The organism is Streptomyces sp. NPDC093591 (genome assembly GCF_044764885.1).
Classification (GTDB): Bacteria; Actinomycetota; Actinomycetes; order Streptomycetales; family Streptomycetaceae; genus Streptomyces.
On sequence record NZ_JBIWIY010000003.1, the window covers coordinates 70,255 to 90,800 of the forward strand.

Below are 20,546 nucleotides of genomic sequence, written 5' to 3' on the forward strand. Positions count from 1 at the left end.
TGCGGGCTGTAGGTTCCCCGCATGCCCGCTCCCGGTCCCGCTCCCGCTCACCTCGACCCCCGCCTCCTGCGCGCCTTCCTCGCCGTGGCCGAGGAACTGCACTTCACACGCGCCGCGGCCCGTCTGTACGTCGCCCAGCAGGCGCTCAGCCGGGACGTACGGCGGCTGGAGCGGGAGTTGGGCGCCGAGCTGTTCGTGCGGACGACACGGCAGGTCACGCTGACGGGCGACGGCGAGCGGCTGGTGCCGTACGCGCGCCGCGCCCTCCAGGCCCAGGACGACCTGCTCGCCGCCTTCGGTCAGGCCCGCCCCCTGCTGGTGGACCTCAACTCCCCGGGCCTGACCACCCCGCGCCGCGTCCTGCACCGGGCCCGTGAACTCGCCCCCGAGCACGAGCTGATGGCTCGCTACGAGAGCGGTCTGACGGGAGCGGTCGGCGAGATCGTCGCGGGTCGGCTGGACGCGTCCTTCGGCCGGTTCGCGGGACTGGACCCGGCGCTGCGGGCGGGTCTCGACCACCAGCCCGTCCGCTACGAGCCCATGGCGATCGTGCTGCCCGAGGACCACCGGCTGGCGGAACGGGACGCCGTACCCCTGGCCGAGCTCGCCGGCGAGACCGTGTACGCCGGCGCCGGAAACCCCCGTACCCCGGAGTGGACCGACCTCGCGCGCCGGCTGTTCGACGGGCGGGGCATCAGGGTGGCTCCGCCCGCCCCGCTCGCTGTCGGTGACGAGGAGTTCCAGCGGATCATGGCCAAGACGCGGAACCCCGTTCTCGCCGTCATCGACTTTCCGGCCATGCCCGGGACCGTGCTGCGGCCCTTGACCGATCCCGTGCCCCTGTCGCCGGTGTCACTGGTGTGGCGAAAGGGCCTGGTGCACCCCGCATTGGACGCCCTTCGGCGCGCTGCGGCCGAGCTCACGGCCGAGGAGGGCTGGCTGGTGAGGCCCGTCGAGGGATGGGTTCCGGCCATCGATTTGGCCACTGGGAGCGTTCACAATTAACACGTGGCAACCACTAAACCTCCGCGTGCGCTACATTCATGTCCTGAGCACAGTGTGGTAATGGGGGGCGCTCGGCCGGGTGGGGGCTCGGTACGGCGACGGGTGCTCAGTGTCGTGCGCGCACCCGGAACGGTCCCGTGGGGGGATGTGCGTGCGCGTGAAGAAGTGGCGAGAAGACGCCCAACCGGAGTGGCCCGAAGCGGTATCGGAGCCCGGGGGCGATTCCTCCCCGGCGGGTTCCAGGGGTGACACCCAGGCCTTCCCGGCGACCGGGGAGACCGAGGTCCCCGGTCAGGGCCTGCGCTCCCGATCCGAGGCAAGGGAGACGGAGATACTCCACGGTGGCGGGCGTGCCTCTTCGGGCGCCGACAAGACGGAGATCCTGCGCGGCGGGCCGAGGGCCGCCGCATCCGACGCCGAGGAGACCGCGGTGCTTCCGGCGGTCGGGAGGGCCGCGGACCCGCGCCGGACCGAAGGCAAGGCGCAGGACGCAGGCCGGCCCATCGGCAAGGCGCAGGACGCAGGCCGGCCCATCGGGAAGTCGCAGGACGCAGGCCGGCCCATCGGGAAGCCGGACGGCTGGTCGGCCTTCGACCGGCCGTCGGCGCGCAGGAACGCCACGCCCCCGGCACCGCGGAACGACGCGTTCCTGGCGACCGGCGAGACACGCGCCGCCGCTGTCCGTGACCCGTGGGCGGAGTCCGCGGAGTCCGCGGAGCCCGACGTGCCCGGCGCCACCCACGATCCGCACGAGGTCACCGTCCAACTCGACGGCATAGGCCTGCAGCTCGACAACATGCTGCGCGCGGCCAAGGACGCCCCGGGTGGCGGCGAGGGCTCCGACGGGCCCGTGTTCGTCGACGAGTCGGGCCGCCGCAGCCGCCGTTTCCGCCGTATCGGCATGGCCGTGGGCCTCGCCTGCGCGGTCTACGCCGTGGTCATCGTCGCCACGCTGCTGTCCGGCAACTCCGACGCGCCCTGGCTGCCCGTGGAGCGGCCCAAGGAGCAGCCGGCCGGCCAGGTCGACACCCCGCCGCTGCCCGCGGAGTCGGCACCGCAGCCCTCCGGCACCGGCAGTGTCTCGCCGGACATCTCCCCGACGGCCACCGCCGATACGACCGTGTCCCCCGGCGTCGGCGCCACCGCCCCCGACGCGTCGCCCGACGCCGAGGAGCCCGGCGCGTCCGCCGCCCCCAAGCCGAGCGCCACCAAGCCGACCGCGAACCCGGACACCGACCCCACCCCGGACCCCGACCCCACCGTCGAGCCCACCACCCCCGACCCCGACCCGAGCCCGACGGACATCGACGGCCCCGCCGAGGAGCCGACCGACCCTCCGACCATCGACGAACCCGCGGGCGGGACCGTCGCGAACGGCCCGAGCGACCCCACGCCCATCGCGCAGGAGCCGGATGCCTCCGCCTCCGTGCACGCCGCCCCGTCCCCGGAGTACACCCTCTGATGGCATCCCGTACCCGCCGTCCCGGGCCCGCGAAGGGAGCCCCCGACGGCTCCCGGCGCCGCCGTGTGCCCATGCGCCTGCTGTTGCCCTCGCTCGTCCTCGTCGCGCTGATGGCGATGCTGATGCTGCGCGGTTACGTCCACAGCGAGATCCTCGCCGACTACCGTGTGCGGCCCGCCGCCGCCAACGACAAGGTGCCGCAGGAGATCCTCAAGGGCGGCCCGGTCATCGACACCCGCGGCGGCGAAGCCACCACACTGGGCGTGCCGGACAACAGCGTCGTCCTCACCTTCGACGACGGCCCGGACCCCGAGTGGACGCCGAAGGTGCTGGACGCCCTGAAGCGGAACGACGCGCACGCCGTCTTCTTCATCACCGGCACGATGGCCTCCCGCTATCCGGACCTCGTCGAGCGGATGGTGGACGAGGGGCACGAGATCGGCCTGCACACCTTCAACCACCCCGACCTGTCCTACCAGTCCAAGAAGCGCATCGACTGGGAGCTCTCCCAGAACCAGCTCGCGCTCGCCGGCGCGGTCGGCATCCGCAGCTCGCTGTTCCGGCCGCCGTACTCGTCCAAGTCCGAGAACATGGACAACAACTCCTGGCCGGTGACGGAGTACATCGGCAGCCGCGGCTACATCACGATCGTCAACGACACCGACAGCGAGGACTGGCGCAAGCCGGGCGTCGAGCAGATCATCCGCAACTCCACCCCCAAGCCCGGCGACGGTGCGATCGTCCTGATGCACGACTCCGGCGGCGACCGGCACCAGACGGTCCAGGCACTGGACAAGCTCATCCCCCAACTCCAGGAGAAGGGCTACGAGTTCCAGAACCTCACCGAGGCCCTGGACGCCCCGAGCGCCCACACCCAGGTCACCGGCCTCGACCTGTGGAAGGGCAAGGCATGGGTCTTCCTCGTCGACGCCTCCGACAACATCACCGCGATCCTGGTCGTCGGCCTCGCCGCCATCGGCTCCCTCGTCATCGGCCGCTTCGGCCTGATGCTGCTGCTCTCCGGCCTCCACGCCCGCCGCACCCGCCGCCGGGACTTCAGCTGGGGCCCGAACGCACCGGTCACCGAACCGGTGTCGGTGCTGGTCCCGGCGTACAACGAGGCCAAGTGCATCGAGAACACCGTGCGGTCCCTGATGCGCAGCGAACACCCCGTCGAGATCATCGTCATCGACGACGGCTCCAGCGACGGCACGGCCCGGCTCGTGGAGGGCCTGGGGCTGCCGAACGTACGGGTGATCAGACAGCTCAACGCGGGCAAGCCCGCGGCGCTCAACCGCGGCCTCGCCAACGCCAGCTACGACCTGATCGTGATGATGGACGGCGACACGGTCTTCGAGCCGTCCACCGTCCGCGAACTCGTCCAGCCCTTCGCGGACCCGCGCGTCGGCGCGGTCGCCGGCAACGCCAAGGTCGGCAACAAGGACACCCTCATCGGCGCCTGGCAGCACATCGAGTACGTGATGGGCTTCAACCTGGACCGCCGTATGTACGACGTCCTGCAGTGCATGCCGACGATCCCCGGCGCGGTCGGCGCCTTCCGCCGCTCGGCCCTGGAACGGGTCGGCGGCATGAGCGACGACACCCTCGCCGAGGACACCGACATCACCATGGCGATCCACCGCGACGGCTGGCGCGTGGTGTACGCCGAGAAGGCCCGGGCCTGGACCGAGGCCCCCGAGTCGGTCCAGCAGCTGTGGTCCCAGCGCTACCGGTGGTCGTACGGCACCATGCAGGCGATCTGGAAGCACCGCCGCGCCCTGGTGGACCGGGGCCCGTCGGGCCGCTTCGGCCGGGTGGGCCTGCCGCTGGTGTCGTTGTTCATGGTCCTGGCCCCCCTCCTCGCACCCCTGATCGACGTCTTCCTCATCTACGGCCTGGTCTTCGGCCCCACGGAGAAGACGATCCTGGCCTGGTTCGGCGTCCTCGCCATCCAGGTGGTCTGCGCGGCCTACGCCTTCGTCCTGGACCGCGAGCCGCTCACCCCGCTCATCTCGCTCCCGCTCCAGCAGATCCTCTACCGCCAGCTCATGTACGTCGTCCTGCTCCAGTCTTGGATCACGGCTCTCACCGGCGGCCGTCTGCGCTGGCAGAAGCTGCGGCGCAAGGGCGGGGTGTCCGCACCGCCGACCGTGCCGGCGCAGGGCCGGCCGGTCATGGACGAGAGGCCGGTCCGATGAACCCTCCCTCCCCGACCTCCGCTCCGCCGTCCGACGCGCCGGCCCCGGTCCGGCCGGAGACGCCCGAGCAGACCCGCAAAGGCCCGGTTCGCGACCGCTACTTCGACCTGCTCCGCGCCCTCGCCCTTTTCCGCGTGGTCCTGTACCACCTGACGGGCTGGGCCTGGCTGCCCCTCGTCTTCCCCTCCATGGGCGTGATGTTCGCCCTCGCCGGCAACCTCATGGCCCGCTCCCTCAAGCGCCCGCCCGCGCAGGTCATCCGAGGCCGCATACGCCGCCTCCTGCCTCCGCTGTGGCTGCTGGGCGTGGTCGGCGTCACCGGCATGGTCATCCAGGGCTGGGGCCCGGACGCGGACGGCCACCCCGGCTGGTGGTGGATCCACCTGGCGTACTGGATCGTCCCGCTCAGCGATCCGCCGTACGCCGAGGGCCTCCCCGGCCTCCACGGCTTCCTCGGCGAGAACTGGGCCGTGGACCTCGCGGGACCGCTCTGGTACATCCGCGCCTACCTCTGGTACGTCCTGCTCTCGCCGTTCCTGCTGAAGGCCCTGCGCGCGATGCCGGCGGTGACGCTCCTCGCGCCGCTCGCCCTGGCGCTGGCCTTCGAACAGGGCTGGATCACGCTCCCCGGCGAACGCATCCCGTCCGCGCTCACCGACTTCAGCACCTTCGGCGCCTGCTGGATCCTCGGCATGGCGCACCAGGAGGGCATCCTGCGCCGACTGCCGCGCTACGTCGTGCCGTCCCTCGCGCCGATCTTCGCCGCGGTCGGGCTCTGGTACGCCCTGAACCACGACTTCGGCGAAGGCAACGACCTGGACAGCATGCCCCTGGCCCAGGCCCTGTGGTCCTTCGGCACGGTCCTGCTCCTGCTGCACATCAGCCCGTCCTGGGCCGAGTGGCCCCGCCGCCTGCGCCGCTGGGACCGCCTGATCACCCTGCTCAACTCCCGCGCGGTGACGATCTACCTCTGGCACAACACCTGCATCCTCATCGCCGCGACGATGTGGGACCAGCTGTGGAACATCGACGTGATGTGGAAGCACTTCTCCTGGCTGCTGGAGAGCCCGTGGCCGGTACTGGCCTTCACCTGGGTGCTCATCGGCAGCTGCATCGTGTGGTTCGGCTGGGCGGAGGACCTGGCGGCGAAGCGGAAGCCGCAGCTGTGGCCGGACGGGGCTCGGAAGAGGCGTACGCACGCCAGGTAAGGGACACGGCGCCCGCCCGGCCGGAGAGCCGCTCTCCCCTTCTTTGCGCGTGGCGCCCGGCCGCCGGTTTCCTCAGTGGGAGCTTCTCCGGTTCCTGGACCGAGTTGAGGAGCCCCAGGTGCGCACACTGAAGTTCGGCGAGTCGGAGATCGAAGTGCTCGACTTCGAAGATGCTGCCGCTGGGGAGCGGGTGATCGAGTTCCGCTATCGCGCCAGGTGCGCGTCGAGGGCCTGGTCCAGATGGCGCAGGCCGTTTCCAGGTGTGCGAGTACCAGCTGTCGCTCGACCAATAGACCACAACGGTGTACTCGTGTGCGCTGGTACACGCTAGGGCGGAGCCGGTCCGCCTGTTGCATGGCTTCGATGGCTCCGGCCTTGTCACCGAGTACGTAACCGACCTGAGCGGCTGTGAATCCGTTGGATCGTGCCGCCCGACCGTGACCCCGGAGCCTCCGTGAAAACTTGTTGGCGGACCACGGCGACCACTGCTACTTTTCCGGCGGCCGTGCGAAAAACGAGGAGGTGGTATCCGTGAACGCAGTATCGACATGGGTGCTTCCCTCCGGGGTCACGGTCGGGCGGTAGGCCGTCCGGGAGCGCCGTTCAAGAGCACTCCCGAAAGGCACGACCGTGCAATTCACTTCCGAACAGCGCCTCGACGACGGCGTCCTCGAGCGCGAATTCACCCTCGGCGAGATCCCCGGCACCCTGTGGACGCCCGGATCCGCACCGGCCCCGCTGGTCCTGATGGCCCACAACAACGGCCTGCCCAAGGCGGACCCGCGGCTGGTGGCACGGGCCCGGTACACCGCGGGGCGCGGCTACGCGGTGGCCACCATCGACGCCGTCGGGTGCGGTGACCGGCCCCGTTCCGCCGCCGACGAGCAGGCCCGCGCCGACCTCCGGCGGACGATGCAGGCCGGCGAGCCGGTCGACGAGATCCTGGAGTCCTTCATCGGCCCGCTGGTCGAGAACGCGGTCCCGGAATGGCGGACCACCCTGGACGCCCTCCTTGAGCTGCCCGGGATCGGCGGCCCGGTCGGGTACTCCGGGGGGTGGACCGCCCTCGGTATTCGGCTGGCGGTGGTCGAGCCGCGCATCGCGGCCGCGGGCTTCTTCGCCGGGGGGTACGTGCCCCGTGCCCAGCGCGAGGAGGCCCGGCAGGTCAGCATTCCGCTGCTGTTCCTGCTGCAGTGGGACGACGAAGGGAACCCCCGGCAACGGGCACTGGACCTGTTCGACGCCTTCGGCAGCGAGGAGAAGACGCTGCACGCCAATGTGGGAGGACACACCGGCACTCCAGGGTTCGAGCTGGAGGACGGGTGCCGGTTCTTGGACCGACACCTGAAATGAGGCCGGGCCTCCGGCGGGCAGCAGACGGCAGGTGCACCGGCCGGTCGGGGCGGCGCGTCTCCGGATTGACGTCCGTGAAGCGCGCCCACCCAGGTCCCGACTGTCAGACCCGCGTGGAAGACTGACGCTGTTGCGCAAGTGAACGGGGTGACCACCTGGGCCGAGTGGCCCAGGTGGTCGGTGGGGAGCGGACGGCGATGAGCAAGCGGCAAGCGCAGAAGATGCTGCAGCTGATGGCGCGCGGAGGGCCCGTCGAGCTCACCAGCCCCATGGCCTCCGTGAAGAAGCTCGCCAGGCTCGCCTTCATCGCCCAGCAGTTCGGCTACGAGTACCTGGACGTACGGCAGAGCACCGGGCGCAACGGCGCGCTCGTCATGATGATCGCGCCCGACCCCAGCCCCCAGGCCCGCGCCCGCGCCGCGCAGAACTGGGCGCAGTATCCGAACGCCCACGACGGGGTCTCCGTACCTCCCCTCGTGCCGGACGCCTTCGAGCTCCTCAAGGCCCGCATCAACTTCGACCTCACCGGCAAGAACGCCGAGAAGCGGGCGGGCTACGCCGCCGTGGGCGTCACTGTCGGCGCCGGGATCCTCGGGGTGCGGCTCGGGGCGGACGCCGCCGCGTGGATCGCGGCGCTGCTCACATGGGTGTTCTTCCTGGCGATCCTCGGCGTGGTCTTCGTCGTCAACCGCAAGCGCAACGCGAAGTTCGCCGCCCGGCTGCAGTCCGCCGGGTTCATGCCGTTCACCGAGGAGTCCGGGCGGGTGCGCTACCTGCCGCCGGGCACCCAGCTGCCCGGGCAGCCCTTCGCCGCCGGGCCGTACGGCAACCAGCCCCCGCCCGGCGCGCCCATCCCGGGTGCCCCCGCTGGTTACGGTCAGCAGACCGCCGGTCCGTACGCCGGCCGGCCCGCCGCCCCGGGTTCCTATCCCGCTCAGCCCACAGGCCCCGCCCCCGGGCCGTACGGCAACCAGCCCGTCCCTGCCCCCGCCGCCGGCCCCTACGGTGCGCCCCAGCCCCCGGGGCCGTACGTCACACCGCAGCCTCAGCCGCCCCAGCCGCCGCACCAGCCGTACGGCCAGCCTCAGCCCCACCCCCAGCAGAACCCCAACCCCCACTGGCAGCCCCCGCAGCGCTGACACCGCCGTCCCTGCATCGCGCCTCTATATAAGGGACGCCGCTACCTAGGGTGCCGCTGCCTAGGGGCCCGCATATAGGGACGCCCCACACGCAACCTCTCATCCACCCTCCCCGCCGGGTGAGAGCAAAGTTCCTTTCCGGTCATTAGATGCCACAGCCCGGAAACGAGCCCTCCCTACCTTCGGGATCAGCCACTCGAAGTGCGACCGAGCCCCGAAGTACCGTGGAGGCGTCATGACAGCCCCTAGCACAGCCCCCGCTGCAAGCAGGGGAGGCCGCTGGATCGATCACTGGGACCCCGAGGACGAGACCTTCTGGAACGAGACGGGAGAGAAGACCGCCAAGCGGAATCTCTTCTTCTCGGTCCTCTCCGAGCACATCGGGTTCTCGATCTGGACCCTGTGGTCGGTGATGGTGCTCTTCATGGGGCCGGAGTACGGGCTCACCCCCGCCGACAAGTTCACCATCGTCTCGATGGCCACGCTGGTCGGCGCCGTCGTCCGCGTGCCCTACACCTTCGCCGTCGCCATCTTCGGCGGCCGGATGTGGACGGTCATCTCGGCGAGCCTGCTGCTCGTGCCGACGGTCGCCGCGTTCACGGTGATGGAGCCGGGGACGTCGTTCACCACGTTCCTGCTGTGCGCGATGCTGGCCGGTGTCGGTGGCGGAAACTTCGCCTCCAGCATGACCAACATCAACGCCTTCTTCCCCCTGCGTAAGAAGGGGTGGGCGCTCGGTCTGAACGCCGGCGGCGGCAACATCGGCGTGCCCGTCGTGCAGCTGATCGGCCTCGCGGTCATCGGTGCCAGTGGCGGCCCGCGCCTGCTGCTCGGGATCTACATCCCGTTCATCGTGATCGCCGCCGTCCTCGCGTGGCTCAAGATGGACAGCATCTCGTCCGTCAAGAACGACACCGGCGCCGCCAAGGACGCCGCGAAGGACGCCCACACCTGGATCATGTCCTTCCTCTACATCGGTACCTTCGGCTCCTTCATCGGGTACAGCTTCGCCTTCGGGCTGGTGCTCCAGACCCAGTTCGGGCGTACGCCGCTGCAGGCCGCCTACGTCACCTTCATCGGCCCGCTGCTGGGATCGCTGATCCGGCCCGTGGGCGGCTCGCTCGCCGACCGGTTCGGCGGTGCGAAGATCACGCTGTGGAACTACGTCGCCATGGCCGCCGCGACCTCGGTCATCATCGTGGCCTCGATGCAGAAGTCGCTGCCGCTGTTCACCTGCGCCTTCATCGCCCTGTTCGTTCTCAGCGGGCTCGGCAACGGCTCGACGTTCAAGATGATCCCCGGCATCTTCCACAACAAGGCCCTCGCCAAGGGGCTCACCGGTGAGGACGCCGCCGCCTACGGCCGCCGGCTCTCCGGTGCCTCCATGGGCCTCATCGGCGCGGTGGGCGCGGTCGGCGGCCTCGGCATCAACCTCGCCTTCCGCCAGTCCTTCCTCACCGTGGGCTCCGGCACCGGCGCCTTCGTCGCCTTCCTCGCCTTCTACGCCGCCTGCTTCGTGGTCACCTGGGCCGTATACCTTCGCCGCCCGGCCGCCTCGGAGACGCACGCCACATCGTCCACGGAGGCAAAGCCGCAGCTCAGCTACGCGGAGGTGTGACGTAACACCGCTGACATCAAGCCGAACCGAGCCTGTCACGCACCGTTGACAGGCTCGATCGGCATGCAGGTGTACCCACCAAGGGTGCGATCAGGAGCCGCTCCCGGTCACCCCCGGTGGACCACCTGGCGCAGGCACCACAACTCGAGTGCGGGACGAGAGTTATGTACGACACACAGCAGCAATCCGAACACGGGCCCCTCGCCGGGTTCACCGTGGGCGTGACCGCCGCACGCCGGGCCGACGAGCTCGGGGCGTTGCTCCAGCGGCGTGGCGCCGCAGTGCTGCACGCTCCTGCCTTGCGCATCGTGCCGCTCGCCGATGACAGCGAGCTGCTCGCCGCCACCAAGGAGATCATCCAGCGCACGCCGGACGTCGTGGTCGCCACGACCGCGATCGGCTTCCGGGGCTGGATCGAGGCCGCCGACGGATGGGGGCTGGGCGAGGACCTGCTGGAACGGCTGCGCGGGGTCGAACTGCTCGCGCGTGGGCCGAAGGTCAAGGGCGCGGTACGGGCCGCCGGGCTGAACGAGGAATGGTCGCCGTCCAGCGAGTCCATGGCCGAGGTGCTGGACCGGCTGCTGGAGGAGGGGGTCGACGGGCGCCGGGTCGCCGTCCAGCTGCACGGTGAGCCGCTGCCCGGGTTCGTGGAGTCGTTGCGGGCCGCGGGAGCGGAGGTGCTCGGGGTGCCCGTCTACCGGTGGCTGCCGCCGGAGGACATCGGCCCGGTCGACCGTCTGCTGGACGCGACGGTCTCCCGTGGTCTGGACGCCCTCACCTTCACCAGCGCCCCGGCCGCGGCGTCGCTGCTGTCGCGGGCCGAGGAGCGCGGGCTGCTTCCCGAAGTGCTCACCGCCCTCAACCACGACATCCTTCCGGCCTGCGTCGGGCCGGTCACCGCGCTGCCCCTGCAGGCGCTCGGCGTCGACACCGTCCAGCCCGAGCGGTTCCGGCTCGGTCCGCTGGTCCAGCTGCTGTGCCAGGAGCTGCCCGGCCGGGCCCGGTCCCTGCCGATCGCCGGGCACCAGGTGGAGATCCGCGGGCACGCCGTCCTGGTCGACGGCGTCCTGCGGCCCGTGCCGCCCGCGGGTATGTCCCTGCTGCGGGCCCTGTCCCGGCGGCCGGGCTGGGTGGTGCCCCGTGCGGAGCTGCTGCGCGCGTTGCCGGGGGCGGGGCGGGACGAGCATGCGGTGGAGACGGCGATGGCGCGGCTTCGTACGGCTCTGGGGGCGCCGAAGTTGATCCAGACGGTGGTGAAGCGGGGGTACCGGCTGGCGTTGGATCCGGCGGCGGACGCCAAGTACGCGGACGCGTGATTCGCCCCCGCCGCCCCTACCCGTCCCATCCTTGAAGGGGTGCTGCCCCTTCGACCCCGGCCCCTGGGGGCCTGCGGCCCCCAGACCCCCGCTCCGGCCCTGAACGGGCCTTGTCCTCAAACGCCGGACGGGCTGGGATGCCTGGGCCGGCGTCGAGAGGTCGCGCCCCTACGGGTGTCGCACCCCTACGGATAGGTGGGGCTCGGGACGTCGCGGTCTCGTCCTCGAACGCCGGGCGGGCTGAAAGACACGGACCGGCGCCGAGAGGCTCAGCCTCCGGCCGTCCGGTACGAGGGGTTCCGGGAGTCGTCATCGGGCAGGCACTGTTAGAGGGAACGCTTCTTCCAGTTCTCCCGGGGTGACCCCTAGGCGGTGACAGGCACATGGCACTGGGTACGGTCACGGACGCGTACGAGCTGCGGTTCGATGCCGGGCGGATCTGTCTGGATCTCCTCGCGACCACGCACCCCGAGGAACACCTCGACTCCGTCGAGGTGTTGTGCGCCTGGATCACCGGCGCCGGGCTCGTCCCGCCGGGCACCACGCTGGCCCACGCCGACGCCTCCTGGCTGGTCCGGTTCCGCGAACTGCGGGGACGTATCGGACAGTTGGTGCGCGGCGGAATCGCCCCCGAGCCCTGGCCGTCGTACGACATCGCGCTCGCGCACGTGAACGACATCGCCCGCACCGCGCCCCCGGCCCCCCGCGCCGTACGGGGTGAAGACGGCACCCTCGTGAGGGAGTTGGATCATCCGCCCGAGTGCGCCGCGCTGCTCGGCGCCATCGCGCGGGACGCCGTGGAACTGCTCACCGATCCGGTGGCGCGGGCCGGGCTGCGGGAGTGCGAGGGTGACAACTGCCCGATCGTTTATGTCGATTCGTCCCGGGGGCGCAGAAGGCGCTGGTGCTCCAGTGAGGTCTGCGGGAACCGGGAAAGGGTCGCCCGGCACCGTCGTCGAGCCGCCCTCGCCCGCGCCTGACGGTCCGTTATGCGGCTTCTGTGGAGCGACTGTCGAAGTGATTTCGATTACATGTCGTTTACCTACGCACCCGTAGGGAAGCGACCCCTCGATCTTGTCGATGTGGTGGAAATGTAAAGATCGCACGGTGGGAATGTGCTGCCATGTCCCGCTCGTCACGTCACTCCGAAGAAAACTGTCGCCTCGCTTTGAACACTCAACACACCGCTTCCGTACGGGTAGACGAGCGACCGACTGGGGGAACCCCCGGACATCGGAGGTGGGCGTGCGCAAGGATTCCGTCGTGGCCAATGAACGTGGATCGAGGGCCCGACATCGCATGTCCCAGCCCTCGGAACCTGATGAGGAGCTGATGCGTGCGCTGTACAGAGAGCACGCCGGACCCCTCCTCGCGTATGTCCTTCGACTGGTCGCCGGTGATCGGCAACGAGCAGAGGACGTCGTGCAGGAGACGCTCATCCGTGCCTGGAAGAACGCCGGACAGCTCAATCGAGCGACCGGATCGGTACGCCCCTGGCTGGTGACGGTCGCCCGGCGCATCGTCATCGACGGCCACCGCAGCCGGCAGGCCCGGCCGCAGGAGGTCGATCCGTCGCCGCTGGAGGTCATCCCCGCGGAGGACGAGATCGACAAGGCGCTGTGGCTGATGACGCTGTCGGACGCACTCGACGACCTGACCCCCGCCCACCGGGAGGTCCTGGTCGAGACGTACTTCAAGGGGCGTACGGTCAACGAGGCGGCCGAGACGCTGGGCATACCCAGTGGCACCGTTCGCTCAAGGGTCTTCTATGCCCTGCGGTCGATGAAGCTGGCTCTGGAGGAGCGGGGGGTGACGGCGTGATGAGTGTTTACGGGGGAAACCAGGGATTCGGGATGGGCGGTTCGGGTATGTCTGGATCCATGAGCCCCATGCAGGGACATCCGGGCCCGAGCGAGCACGAAACCGTCGGTGCCTACGCCCTCGGGATTCTCGATGACGCCGAGGCAACCGCTTTCGAGGCCCACCTCGCGACCTGCGAATGGTGCGCCCAGCAGCTGGACGAACTCGCCGGAATGGAGCCGATGCTCGCGGCGCTCGCGGACCTGCCCGGCTCCGGTTCGCCCGCGATCGGCGAGTCCCTGTCGGCGAAGCCCAGCCCGCGTCTGGTGAACAAGCTCGTCGACGAGGTCGCCGAGCGCCGCGCCCAGAAGCGCCGGCGCAGCTTCTACATGGTGGCCGCGGCCGCCGCGCTGATCGTCGGCGGCCCGTTCGCCGCGATCGCGACGACCGGCGGCGACTCGGAGGGCGGCGGCACCAACCAGACCCTCGCGGCGAACCCCGCCAGGGACCTGTTCAACAGCATCGAGAACAAGGTCACGGGCACCGACTCGGCGAGCAAGGTCACCGCGACCGTCGCCATGCAGGAGAAGGCGTGGGGCACCGAGACGGCCCTTGAGCTCGGGGGCGTCAAGGGTCCGCTCAAGTGTTCCCTGATCTTCGTCAGTAAGGACGGCGAGCGCGAGACGGCGGCCTCCTGGTCCGTCCCGAAGTGGGGCTACGGCATCCCAGACGCCAAGACCGAGCAGGCCAGGAACCCTCTCTACGTCAGCGGCGGCGTCTCCATGTCCCCCGACGACGTCGATCACATCGAGGTCATGGACTTCGACGGAAAGAAGCTGGTCGAGGTCGACGCGTAGTCTCCGTAGCTTTTCCGGGTCCCCTTCGCGTACGGTTGACGGCTGCCCAGCACGTCAGAAGGGGGCCCGGTGGCCGCTCAGGCTCAACAGGAAACCGCGCTCGAAGACTCCCTGAGAGACCGAGAGATCGGCGTCGAACAGGAACACCTGAACCGGGTGTACCAGCGGCTCGAGGAGAAGATCCACGAGGCCGAGTTCCTCATGAACGACGCGGCCAAGCGCGGCCAGGTCGGCACGCCCGGCGCACTCGCCGAGCGGGACGCACAGGTCTTCCGGGCCGGAGTGCACCTCAACCGGCTCAACAACGAGTTCGAGGACTTCCTCTTCGGCCGGATCGACCTGCTCCTCGGCAAGGACGGCAAGAAGGGACCCGACGGCGCCTACACCGCCGTCGAGCCCGCCGAGGGCGCGGTCCGCGACGACAACACCGCCGACATCGCCGAGACCCTGCACATCGGCCGCATCGGCGTGCTCGACCAGGACTACGCCCCGCTGGTCATCGACTGGCGGGCCCCGGCCGCGGCCCCGTTCTACCGCTCCACTCCGGTGGATCCCGGACGGGTCGTACGGCGCCGGGTCATCCGCTCCAAGGGACGCCGGGTGCTGAGCGTCGAGGACGACCTGATGCGCCCCGAGCTCAAGGCCTTCCTCGGCGGCGACGAGCTGCCCGTGATCGGCGACGGCGCCCTCATGGCCGCCCTCGGCCAGGCCCGCAGCCACACCATGCGGGACATCGTGGCGTCCATCCAGGCCGAGCAGGACCTGGTCATCCGCGCCCCCGCCGCCTCCGTGACGTACGTCGAGGGCGGGCCGGGGACGGGGAAGACGGCCGTGGCGCTGCACCGCGCCGCCTACCTCCTCTATCAGGACCGGCGCCGGTACGCGGGCGGCATCCTGATCGTCTCGCCGACCCCGCTGCTGGTGGCGTACACCGAGGGCGTGCTCCCGTCGCTGGGCGAGGAGGGCCAGGTCGCCATCCGGGCGATCGGCTCGCTCGTCGACGGTGCCGAGGCCACGCTGTACGACTCCCCGGCCACGGCCCGCGCCAAGGGGTCCTACCGCATGCTCAAGGTGCTGCGGAAGGCCGCCCGGGGCGCCCTGGAGCTGAACGATTCGCCGGCCCGGCTCAGGGTCGTCGCCTTCGGGCGCCGGCTCGAACTGGAGGCCGACGAGCTGGAGCGCATCCGCCGCAACGCCCTCGGCGGTACGGCGCCCGTGAACCTGCTGCGCCCGCGCGCCCGCAAGCTGCTGCTCGACGCCCTGTGGGCGCAGTCGGGCGGCGCCACCCGCCACTCCGACCCGGAACTCGCCGCCGAGCTGCGCTCCTCCTTCGACGAGGACGTCACCTCGGAGGACAGCTTCATCGCCTTCCTCGACGCCTGGTGGCCGGAGCTGACCGCGAGAACCGTGCTGGAGGCGATGGCCGACGAGCGGCGGCTCGGCCGCTGGGCCCGCCGGATCCTCAACCCCGGCGAGGTCCGCAAGGTGGCCCGCTCGCTCAAGCGGGACGGCCACTCCGTGCACGACATCGCCATGCTCGACGAGCTCCAGGCGATCCTCGGCAGCCCGGCCCGCCCGAAGAGGAAGCGCGAGCTTGACCCGCTCGACCAGCTCACCGGGCTGGAGGAGCTGATGCCGGTCCGCGAGGAGTCGCAGCGCGAGCGCGCGGAGCGGCTGGCGGCCGAGCGCGTCGAGTACGCCCACGTCATCGTCGACGAGGCCCAGGACGTCACGCCGATGCAGTGGCGCATGCTCGGCCGCCGCGGCCGGCACGCCACCTGGACGATCGTCGGCGACCCGGCCCAGTCCTCCTGGTCCGACGTCGACGAGGCGGCCCAGGCCCGCGACGAGGCGCTCGGCACCCGCCCGCGCCGCCGCTTCCAGCTCACCGTGAACTACCGCAACCCCGCCGAGATCGCCGAACTGGCGGCCAAGGTGCTGGCGCTGGCCATGCCCGGCTCGCAGTCCCCGTCGGCGGTGCGCTCCACCGGTGTCGAGCCACGCTTCACGGTCGTACGGGACTCACTCGCGCAGACGGTCCGCGAGGAGGCCGCCCGGCTGCTCGACCGTGTCGACGGCACGGTCGGCGTCGTCGTCGCCATGCAGCGGCGCGAGGAGGCGGCCAAGTGGCTCGCCGGGCTCGGCGACCGGGTCGTGGCGCTCGGCAGCCTGGAGGCGAAGGGGCTGGAGTACGACGCGACGGTCGTCGTCTCCCCGGCGGAGATCGCGGACGAGTCGCCGGCCGGCCTGCGCGTGCTGTACGTCGCGCTGACCCGGGCCACCCAGCAGCTGACGGTGGTGTCGGGGGAGCGGGACGAACCGGACGCGACCGGGGTGCCCGACCTGCTCAGGGACTGACCGGGGCCGAACGGGGGCTTCACCGACGGCAGGAAAACGAACTCGCGGTGCGGGAATGGCCTTACGGGATCTGTTTGTTAGCCTGGGTGTGGCACCGGCTCGATCCAAGCCCCCGGGCCCAACCTTCGTCGCTACGAGCGACCACTTGCCGCGAGGCGAGCATGGCGGGTCGGTGTCATGAACGTTGAAGAGGCCCACGTCACGATGTGATGTGGGCCTCTTTTTATGGGAAGACGTGGCGAACAATACGTTCGCAATTCAAGCCCGGCTAACTCCTACTCAGCGGTAGGTGCGACGATCGGACGGCATCCAGCGTCACACGGTGAAAGCAGAGGAAGTCGGCCATGGCAACGGCGCCCAGCGTCTCCTACTCGATGACGGTCCGGCTGGAGGTGCCCGCGAGCGGAACCGCGGTCTCCCAGCTCACCACGGCCGTCGAGTCCCACGGAGGCTCGGTCACCGGCCTCGACGTCACCGCGTCCGGTCACGAGAAGCTCCGGATCGACGTCACCATCGCGGCCACCTCCACCGCGCACGCCGACGAGATCGTCGAACAGCTGCGCGGCATCGAGGGCGTCACGCTGGGCAAGGTCTCGGACCGTACGTTCCTCATGCACCTCGGCGGCAAGATCGAGATGGCGTCGAAGCACCCCATCCGCAACCGTGACGACCTGTCCATGGTCTACACGCCGGGTGTGGCCCGCGTCTGCATGGCGATCGCGGAGAACCCCGAGGACGCGCGCCGCCTCACCATCAAGCGCAACTCCGTTGCGGTTGTGACGGACGGCTCGGCGGTGCTGGGCCTCGGCAACATCGGCCCGAAGGCCGCGCTGCCCGTCATGGAGGGCAAGGCGGCCCTCTTCAAGCGGTTCGCCGGCATCGACGCCTGGCCGATCTGCCTCGACACCCAGGACACCGACGCGATCGTCGAGATCGTCAAGGCCATCGCCCCCGGGTTCGCCGGCATCAATCTCGAGGACATCTCCGCCCCGCGCTGCTTCGAGATCGAGGCGCGGCTGCGTGAGGCCCTCGACATCCCCGTCTTCCACGACGACCAGCACGGCACGGCGATCGTCGTCCTCGCCGCCCTCACCAACGCACTTCGCGTCGCGAGCAAGGCAATTGAGAACATCCGCGTCGTCATGTCGGGCGCCGGAGCGGCCGGTACGGCCATCCTCAAGCTGCTGCTCGCGGCGGGTGTGAAGAACGCCGTCGTCGCCGACATCCACGGCGTCGTGCACGCCGGCCGCGAGGACCTGCGGGACGCTCCCGCGGACTCGCCGCTGCGCTGGATCGCCGACAACACCAACCCCGAAGGCCTGACCGGCACGCTGAAGGAGGCCGTGCGCGGCGCCGACGTCTTCATCGGCGTCTCGGCCCCGAACGTCCTTGACGGCGACGACGTGGCCGCCATGGCCGACGACGCGATCGTGTTCGCGCTCGCGAACCCGGACCCCGAGGTGGACCCGGCAATCGCCCGTCAGACGGCGGCAGTTGTGGCCACGGGCCGCTCCGACTTCCCGAACCAGATCAACAACGTGCTGGTCTTCCCGGGCGTCTTCCGCGGTCTGCTGGACGCGCAGTCCCGCACGGTCAACACCGAGATGATGCTCGCGGCCGCGAAGGCGCTGGCGGATGTGGTGACCGAGGACGAGCTGAACCCGAACTACATCATCCCGAGCGTCTTCAACGACAAGGTCGCGGGCGCGGTCGCCGGCGCGGTGCGGGAGGCGGCGAAGGCCGTCAGCGCCGTGGTGTCGGCCGAGTAGTCACCCGGCGCCGGGGCGGGCGTTTGCCGGGGGCTGTCGCTCCCGGCCTCCGCCGTGCCCGGAAAGTGTGTGGCGGCTGTGAGGATCGCCACGGCAAGCCCTTGTAACGGCGCGTCGCGGAACCAAGGGCCTCCAGCCGCCGTTTATCGTGACGCGAAAGCTCAGGCCCGCTCTTCGTGTGACTCCCAAGGGTGTTCTCACGACTCCTCCGGGTGCCGGATTGGCTTTCCCGCTGCAGGTAGGGGCAGGATGCGTCCCTGGGCGCGTGGGTCTGACGACAGACCCGGGTCCGGGGAGTGTCCGAGGACCCTGGCAGCATCGGCTTCGCTGTGCCCACTATGCGGCTCCGCCGCGTGGCACGCCTCAACAGCAAGAAGAACACGGGAGTAACAACATGAACCGCAGTGAGCTGGTGGCCGCGCTGGCCGACCGCGCCGAGGTGACCCGCAAGGACGCCGACGCCGTGCTGGCCGCGTTCGCCGAGACCGTCGGCGAGGTTGTCGCCAAGGGCGACGAGAAGGTCACCATCCCTGGCTTCCTGACGTTCGAGCGCACCCACCGTGCCGCTCGCACCGCGCGCAACCCGCAGACCGGCGACCCGATCCAGATCCCGGCCGGCTACAGCGTGAAGGTCTCCGCGGGCTCCAAGCTCAAGGAAGCGGCCAAGGGTAAGTAAGGGCGCCTAATCGCCTTTGTGGCTTGACTTTGTGGGCGACTGCGGGCCTGCTGTGGCTGGTCGCGCAGTTCCCCGCGCCCCTTGAGGGGCGCCGCAGTTAACGCCGATGGGGCGGTCACCCGAGTCCGGGTGACCGCCCCATCGGCGTACGTGCGTCAGCCGAGCGCCTTACCAGGCAACTCGACCTTCGCGCCCAGTTCCACGAGCTTCTCCATGAAGTTCTCGTAGCCGCGGTTGATGAGGTCGATGCCGTGGACCCGGGACGTGCCCTGGGCCGCCAGGGCCGCGATGAGGTACGAGAAGCCGCCGCGCAGGTCGGGGATGACCAGGTCGGCGCCCTGGAGCTTGGTGGGGCCCGAGACGACCGCGGAGTGCAGGAAGTTGCGCTGGCCGAAGCGGCAGTCGGAGCCGCCCAGGCACTCGCGGTAGAGCTGGATGTGGGCGCCCATCTGGTTCAGGGCGGAGGTGAAGCCGAGGCGGGACTCGTAGACCGTCTCGTGGATGATGGACAGGCCCGTCGCCTGGGTGAGGGCGACCACCAGCGGCTGCTGCCAGTCCGTCTGGAAGCCGGGGTGCACGTCCGTCTCCAGCGCGATGGACTTCAACTGGCCGCCGGGGTGCCAGAAACGGATGCCCTCGTCGTCGATCCGGAAGGCACCGCCCACCTTCCGGTAGGTGTTCAGGAACGTCATCATCGAGCGCTGCTGGGCGCCACGGACGTAGATGTTGCCCTCGGTCGCCAGCGCCGCGGACGCCCACGAGGCGGCCTCCAGGCGGTCCGGGAGGGCCTTGTGGTTGTAGCCGCCGAGCTTGTCCACACCGGTGATGCGGATCGTGCGGTCGGTGTCCATCGCGATGATGGCGCCCATCTTCTGCAGGACGCAGATGAGGTCCTCGATCTCCGGCTCCACGGCCGCGTTCGAGAGCTCGGTGACGCCTTCGGCGAGGACGGCCGTCAGCAGCACCTGCTCGGTCGCGCCCACCGACGGGTACGGCAGCCGGATCTTCGTGCCGCGCAGCCGCTGCGGGGCCTCCAGGTACTGCCCGTCGGCCCGCTTCTCGATCGTCGCGCCGAACTGCCGGAGCACCTCGAAGTGGAAGTCGATGGGCCGGCCGCCGATGTCGCAGCCGCCGAGGCCGGGGATGAACGCGTGGCCGAGGCGGTGCAGCAGCGGACCGCACAGGAGGATCGGGATACGGCTGGAACCCGCGTGGGCATCGATGTCAGCGACGTTCGCGCTCTCCACGTGCGAGGGGTCCATCACCAGCTCGCCCGGTTCCTCACCCGGACGGACCGTCACCCCGTGCAGCTGCAGCAGTCCGCGTACGACGCGCACGTCACGGATGTCCGGCACGTTGCGCAGTCGACTTGGCTCGCCGCCCAGCAGAGCGGCGACCATCGCCTTCGGTACGAGGTTCTTCGCACCGCGGACACGGATCTCGCCCTCCAGCGGGGTTCCGCCGTGGACAAGCAGGACATCGTCGTTGACGGTCATGTATCTCGCGTTCCGATGAGTTGGGCAGGGGCCAGGAGGGAAAGGGTAATCGCCGCCGACCCCCCTTCTGTAAGCCCGAGGAGGGCTCAGGAACGTCATAGCTCTGTCACAACACGAACCGTTCTCCTTCGGGCACAAGCGGTCACCATTGCGGTCGTGCGCCCGGGGACGCTCCTTTCCGCCCTCCCGTCTCCCACCCCCACCCTCAAACGGGGCCTTACCAGGCCGCTCCTCCAATTCATAGCTGCATTCACTCCCGAACCGGCATTGCCTCCCCACACGAAGGGAAGA

At 70.2% G+C, this 20,546-nt stretch carries 15 protein-coding genes; 14 read left to right on the forward strand and 1 reads right to left on the reverse strand.

Going from position 1 to position 20,546, the window contains the following annotated elements; translation table 11 throughout:
- Positions 1-21: 21 nt before the first annotated feature.
- The 14 genes from ACIREI_RS06920 to ACIREI_RS06985 all read left to right on the forward strand — a co-directional run bounded on the left by ACIREI_RS06920 (position 22) and on the right by ACIREI_RS06985 (position 18,759).
- The gene (locus ACIREI_RS06920) at positions 22-1,005 is read left to right on the forward strand and encodes a LysR family transcriptional regulator (protein WP_403328173.1); all 984 of its coding nucleotides are present in this window, start codon (positions 22-24) and stop codon (positions 1,003-1,005) included.
- Positions 1,006-1,162: 157 nt separating this feature from the next.
- The gene (locus ACIREI_RS06925; RefSeq protein WP_403328176.1) at positions 1,163-2,467 is read left to right on the forward strand and encodes a hypothetical protein; all 1,305 of its coding nucleotides are present in this window, start codon (positions 1,163-1,165) and stop codon (positions 2,465-2,467) included.
- The gene (locus ACIREI_RS06930; RefSeq protein ID WP_403328179.1) at positions 2,467-4,665 is read left to right on the forward strand and encodes a bifunctional polysaccharide deacetylase/glycosyltransferase family 2 protein; all 2,199 of its coding nucleotides are present in this window, start codon (positions 2,467-2,469) and stop codon (positions 4,663-4,665) included. The genes ACIREI_RS06925 and ACIREI_RS06930 overlap by 1 nt, the downstream gene beginning before the upstream one ends.
- Positions 4,662-5,873 (forward strand): acyltransferase, encoded by a 1,212-nt coding sequence (locus tag ACIREI_RS06935; protein ID WP_403328181.1) that lies wholly within the window; start codon positions 4,662-4,664, stop codon positions 5,871-5,873. The genes ACIREI_RS06930 and ACIREI_RS06935 overlap by 4 nt, the downstream gene beginning before the upstream one ends.
- Before the next feature lie 630 nt (positions 5,874-6,503).
- Entirely contained in the window at positions 6,504-7,226 is a 723-nt protein-coding gene (locus tag ACIREI_RS06940; protein ID WP_403328184.1) for a dienelactone hydrolase family protein, read from the forward strand.
- Positions 7,227-7,423: 197 nt separating this feature from the next.
- Positions 7,424-8,365 (forward strand): hypothetical protein, encoded by a 942-nt coding sequence (locus ACIREI_RS06945; RefSeq protein WP_403328187.1) that lies wholly within the window; start codon positions 7,424-7,426, stop codon positions 8,363-8,365.
- Positions 8,366-8,600: 235 nt separating this feature from the next.
- Positions 8,601-9,983, forward strand: coding sequence for a nitrate/nitrite transporter (locus ACIREI_RS06950; RefSeq protein ID WP_403328190.1), 1,383 nt, complete (start codon positions 8,601-8,603; stop codon positions 9,981-9,983).
- Positions 9,984-10,147: 164 nt separating this feature from the next.
- Positions 10,148-11,299, forward strand: coding sequence for a uroporphyrinogen-III synthase (locus tag ACIREI_RS06955; protein WP_403328193.1), 1,152 nt, complete (start codon positions 10,148-10,150; stop codon positions 11,297-11,299).
- 383 nt (positions 11,300-11,682) lie between these two features.
- Positions 11,683-12,279, forward strand: coding sequence for a CGNR zinc finger domain-containing protein (locus tag ACIREI_RS06960; RefSeq protein WP_403328196.1), 597 nt, complete (start codon positions 11,683-11,685; stop codon positions 12,277-12,279).
- Positions 12,280-12,598: 319 nt separating this feature from the next.
- Positions 12,599-13,120: a sigma-70 family RNA polymerase sigma factor gene (locus ACIREI_RS06965; protein ID WP_010039908.1), complete on the forward strand. Its 522-nt coding sequence runs from the start codon at positions 12,599-12,601 to the stop codon at positions 13,118-13,120.
- 59 nt (positions 13,121-13,179) lie between these two features.
- Positions 13,180-13,956 (forward strand): zf-HC2 domain-containing protein, encoded by a 777-nt coding sequence (locus tag ACIREI_RS06970; protein ID WP_403328199.1) that lies wholly within the window; start codon positions 13,180-13,182, stop codon positions 13,954-13,956.
- A 69-nt stretch (positions 13,957-14,025) separates the two neighbouring features.
- Positions 14,026-16,314, forward strand: a complete 2,289-nt coding sequence (locus tag ACIREI_RS06975; RefSeq protein WP_403328202.1) for a HelD family protein — start codon at positions 14,026-14,028, stop codon at positions 16,312-16,314.
- Between the two features lie 344 nt (positions 16,315-16,658).
- The gene (locus ACIREI_RS06980; protein ID WP_403328205.1) at positions 16,659-18,083 is read left to right on the forward strand and encodes an NAD-dependent malic enzyme; all 1,425 of its coding nucleotides are present in this window, start codon (positions 16,659-16,661) and stop codon (positions 18,081-18,083) included.
- A 394-nt stretch (positions 18,084-18,477) separates the two neighbouring features.
- On the forward strand, positions 18,478-18,759 hold the full coding sequence (locus tag ACIREI_RS06985) for an HU family DNA-binding protein (RefSeq protein ID WP_007498188.1): 282 nt from the start codon (positions 18,478-18,480) through the stop codon (positions 18,757-18,759).
- A 155-nt stretch (positions 18,760-18,914) separates the two neighbouring features.
- Here ACIREI_RS06985 and murA read toward each other — a convergent pair whose 3' ends face one another.
- On the reverse strand, positions 18,915-20,255 hold the full coding sequence (gene murA, locus ACIREI_RS06990; RefSeq protein WP_403328208.1) for a UDP-N-acetylglucosamine 1-carboxyvinyltransferase: 1,341 nt from the start codon (positions 20,253-20,255) through the stop codon (positions 18,915-18,917).
- Positions 20,256-20,546 lie beyond the last annotated feature (291 nt).

Bases quoted from the DNA above. Each gene is read 5' to 3' on its own strand.
- ACIREI_RS06920 (WP_403328173.1), top strand. From the start codon at position 22: ATGCCCGCTCCCGGTCCCGCTCCCGCTCACCTCGACCCCCGCCTCCTG.
- ACIREI_RS06930 (WP_403328179.1), top strand. From the start codon at position 2,467: ATGGCATCCCGTACCCGCCGTCCCGGGCCCGCGAAGGGAGCCCCCGAC.
- ACIREI_RS06935 (WP_403328181.1), top strand. From the start codon at position 4,662: ATGAACCCTCCCTCCCCGACCTCCGCTCCGCCGTCCGACGCGCCGGCC.
- ACIREI_RS06945 (WP_403328187.1), top strand. From the start codon at position 7,424: ATGAGCAAGCGGCAAGCGCAGAAGATGCTGCAGCTGATGGCGCGCGGA.
- ACIREI_RS06950 (WP_403328190.1), top strand. From the start codon at position 8,601: ATGACAGCCCCTAGCACAGCCCCCGCTGCAAGCAGGGGAGGCCGCTGG.
- ACIREI_RS06955 (WP_403328193.1), top strand. From the start codon at position 10,148: ATGTACGACACACAGCAGCAATCCGAACACGGGCCCCTCGCCGGGTTC.
- ACIREI_RS06960 (WP_403328196.1), top strand. From the start codon at position 11,683: ATGGCACTGGGTACGGTCACGGACGCGTACGAGCTGCGGTTCGATGCC.
- ACIREI_RS06965 (WP_010039908.1), top strand. From the start codon at position 12,599: ATGTCCCAGCCCTCGGAACCTGATGAGGAGCTGATGCGTGCGCTGTAC.
- ACIREI_RS06970 (WP_403328199.1), top strand. From the start codon at position 13,180: ATGAGCCCCATGCAGGGACATCCGGGCCCGAGCGAGCACGAAACCGTC.
- ACIREI_RS06980 (WP_403328205.1), top strand. From the start codon at position 16,659: ATGGCAACGGCGCCCAGCGTCTCCTACTCGATGACGGTCCGGCTGGAG.
- ACIREI_RS06985 (WP_007498188.1), top strand. From the start codon at position 18,478: ATGAACCGCAGTGAGCTGGTGGCCGCGCTGGCCGACCGCGCCGAGGTG.
- murA (WP_403328208.1), bottom strand. From the start codon at position 20,255: ATGACCGTCAACGACGATGTCCTGCTTGTCCACGGCGGAACCCCGCTG.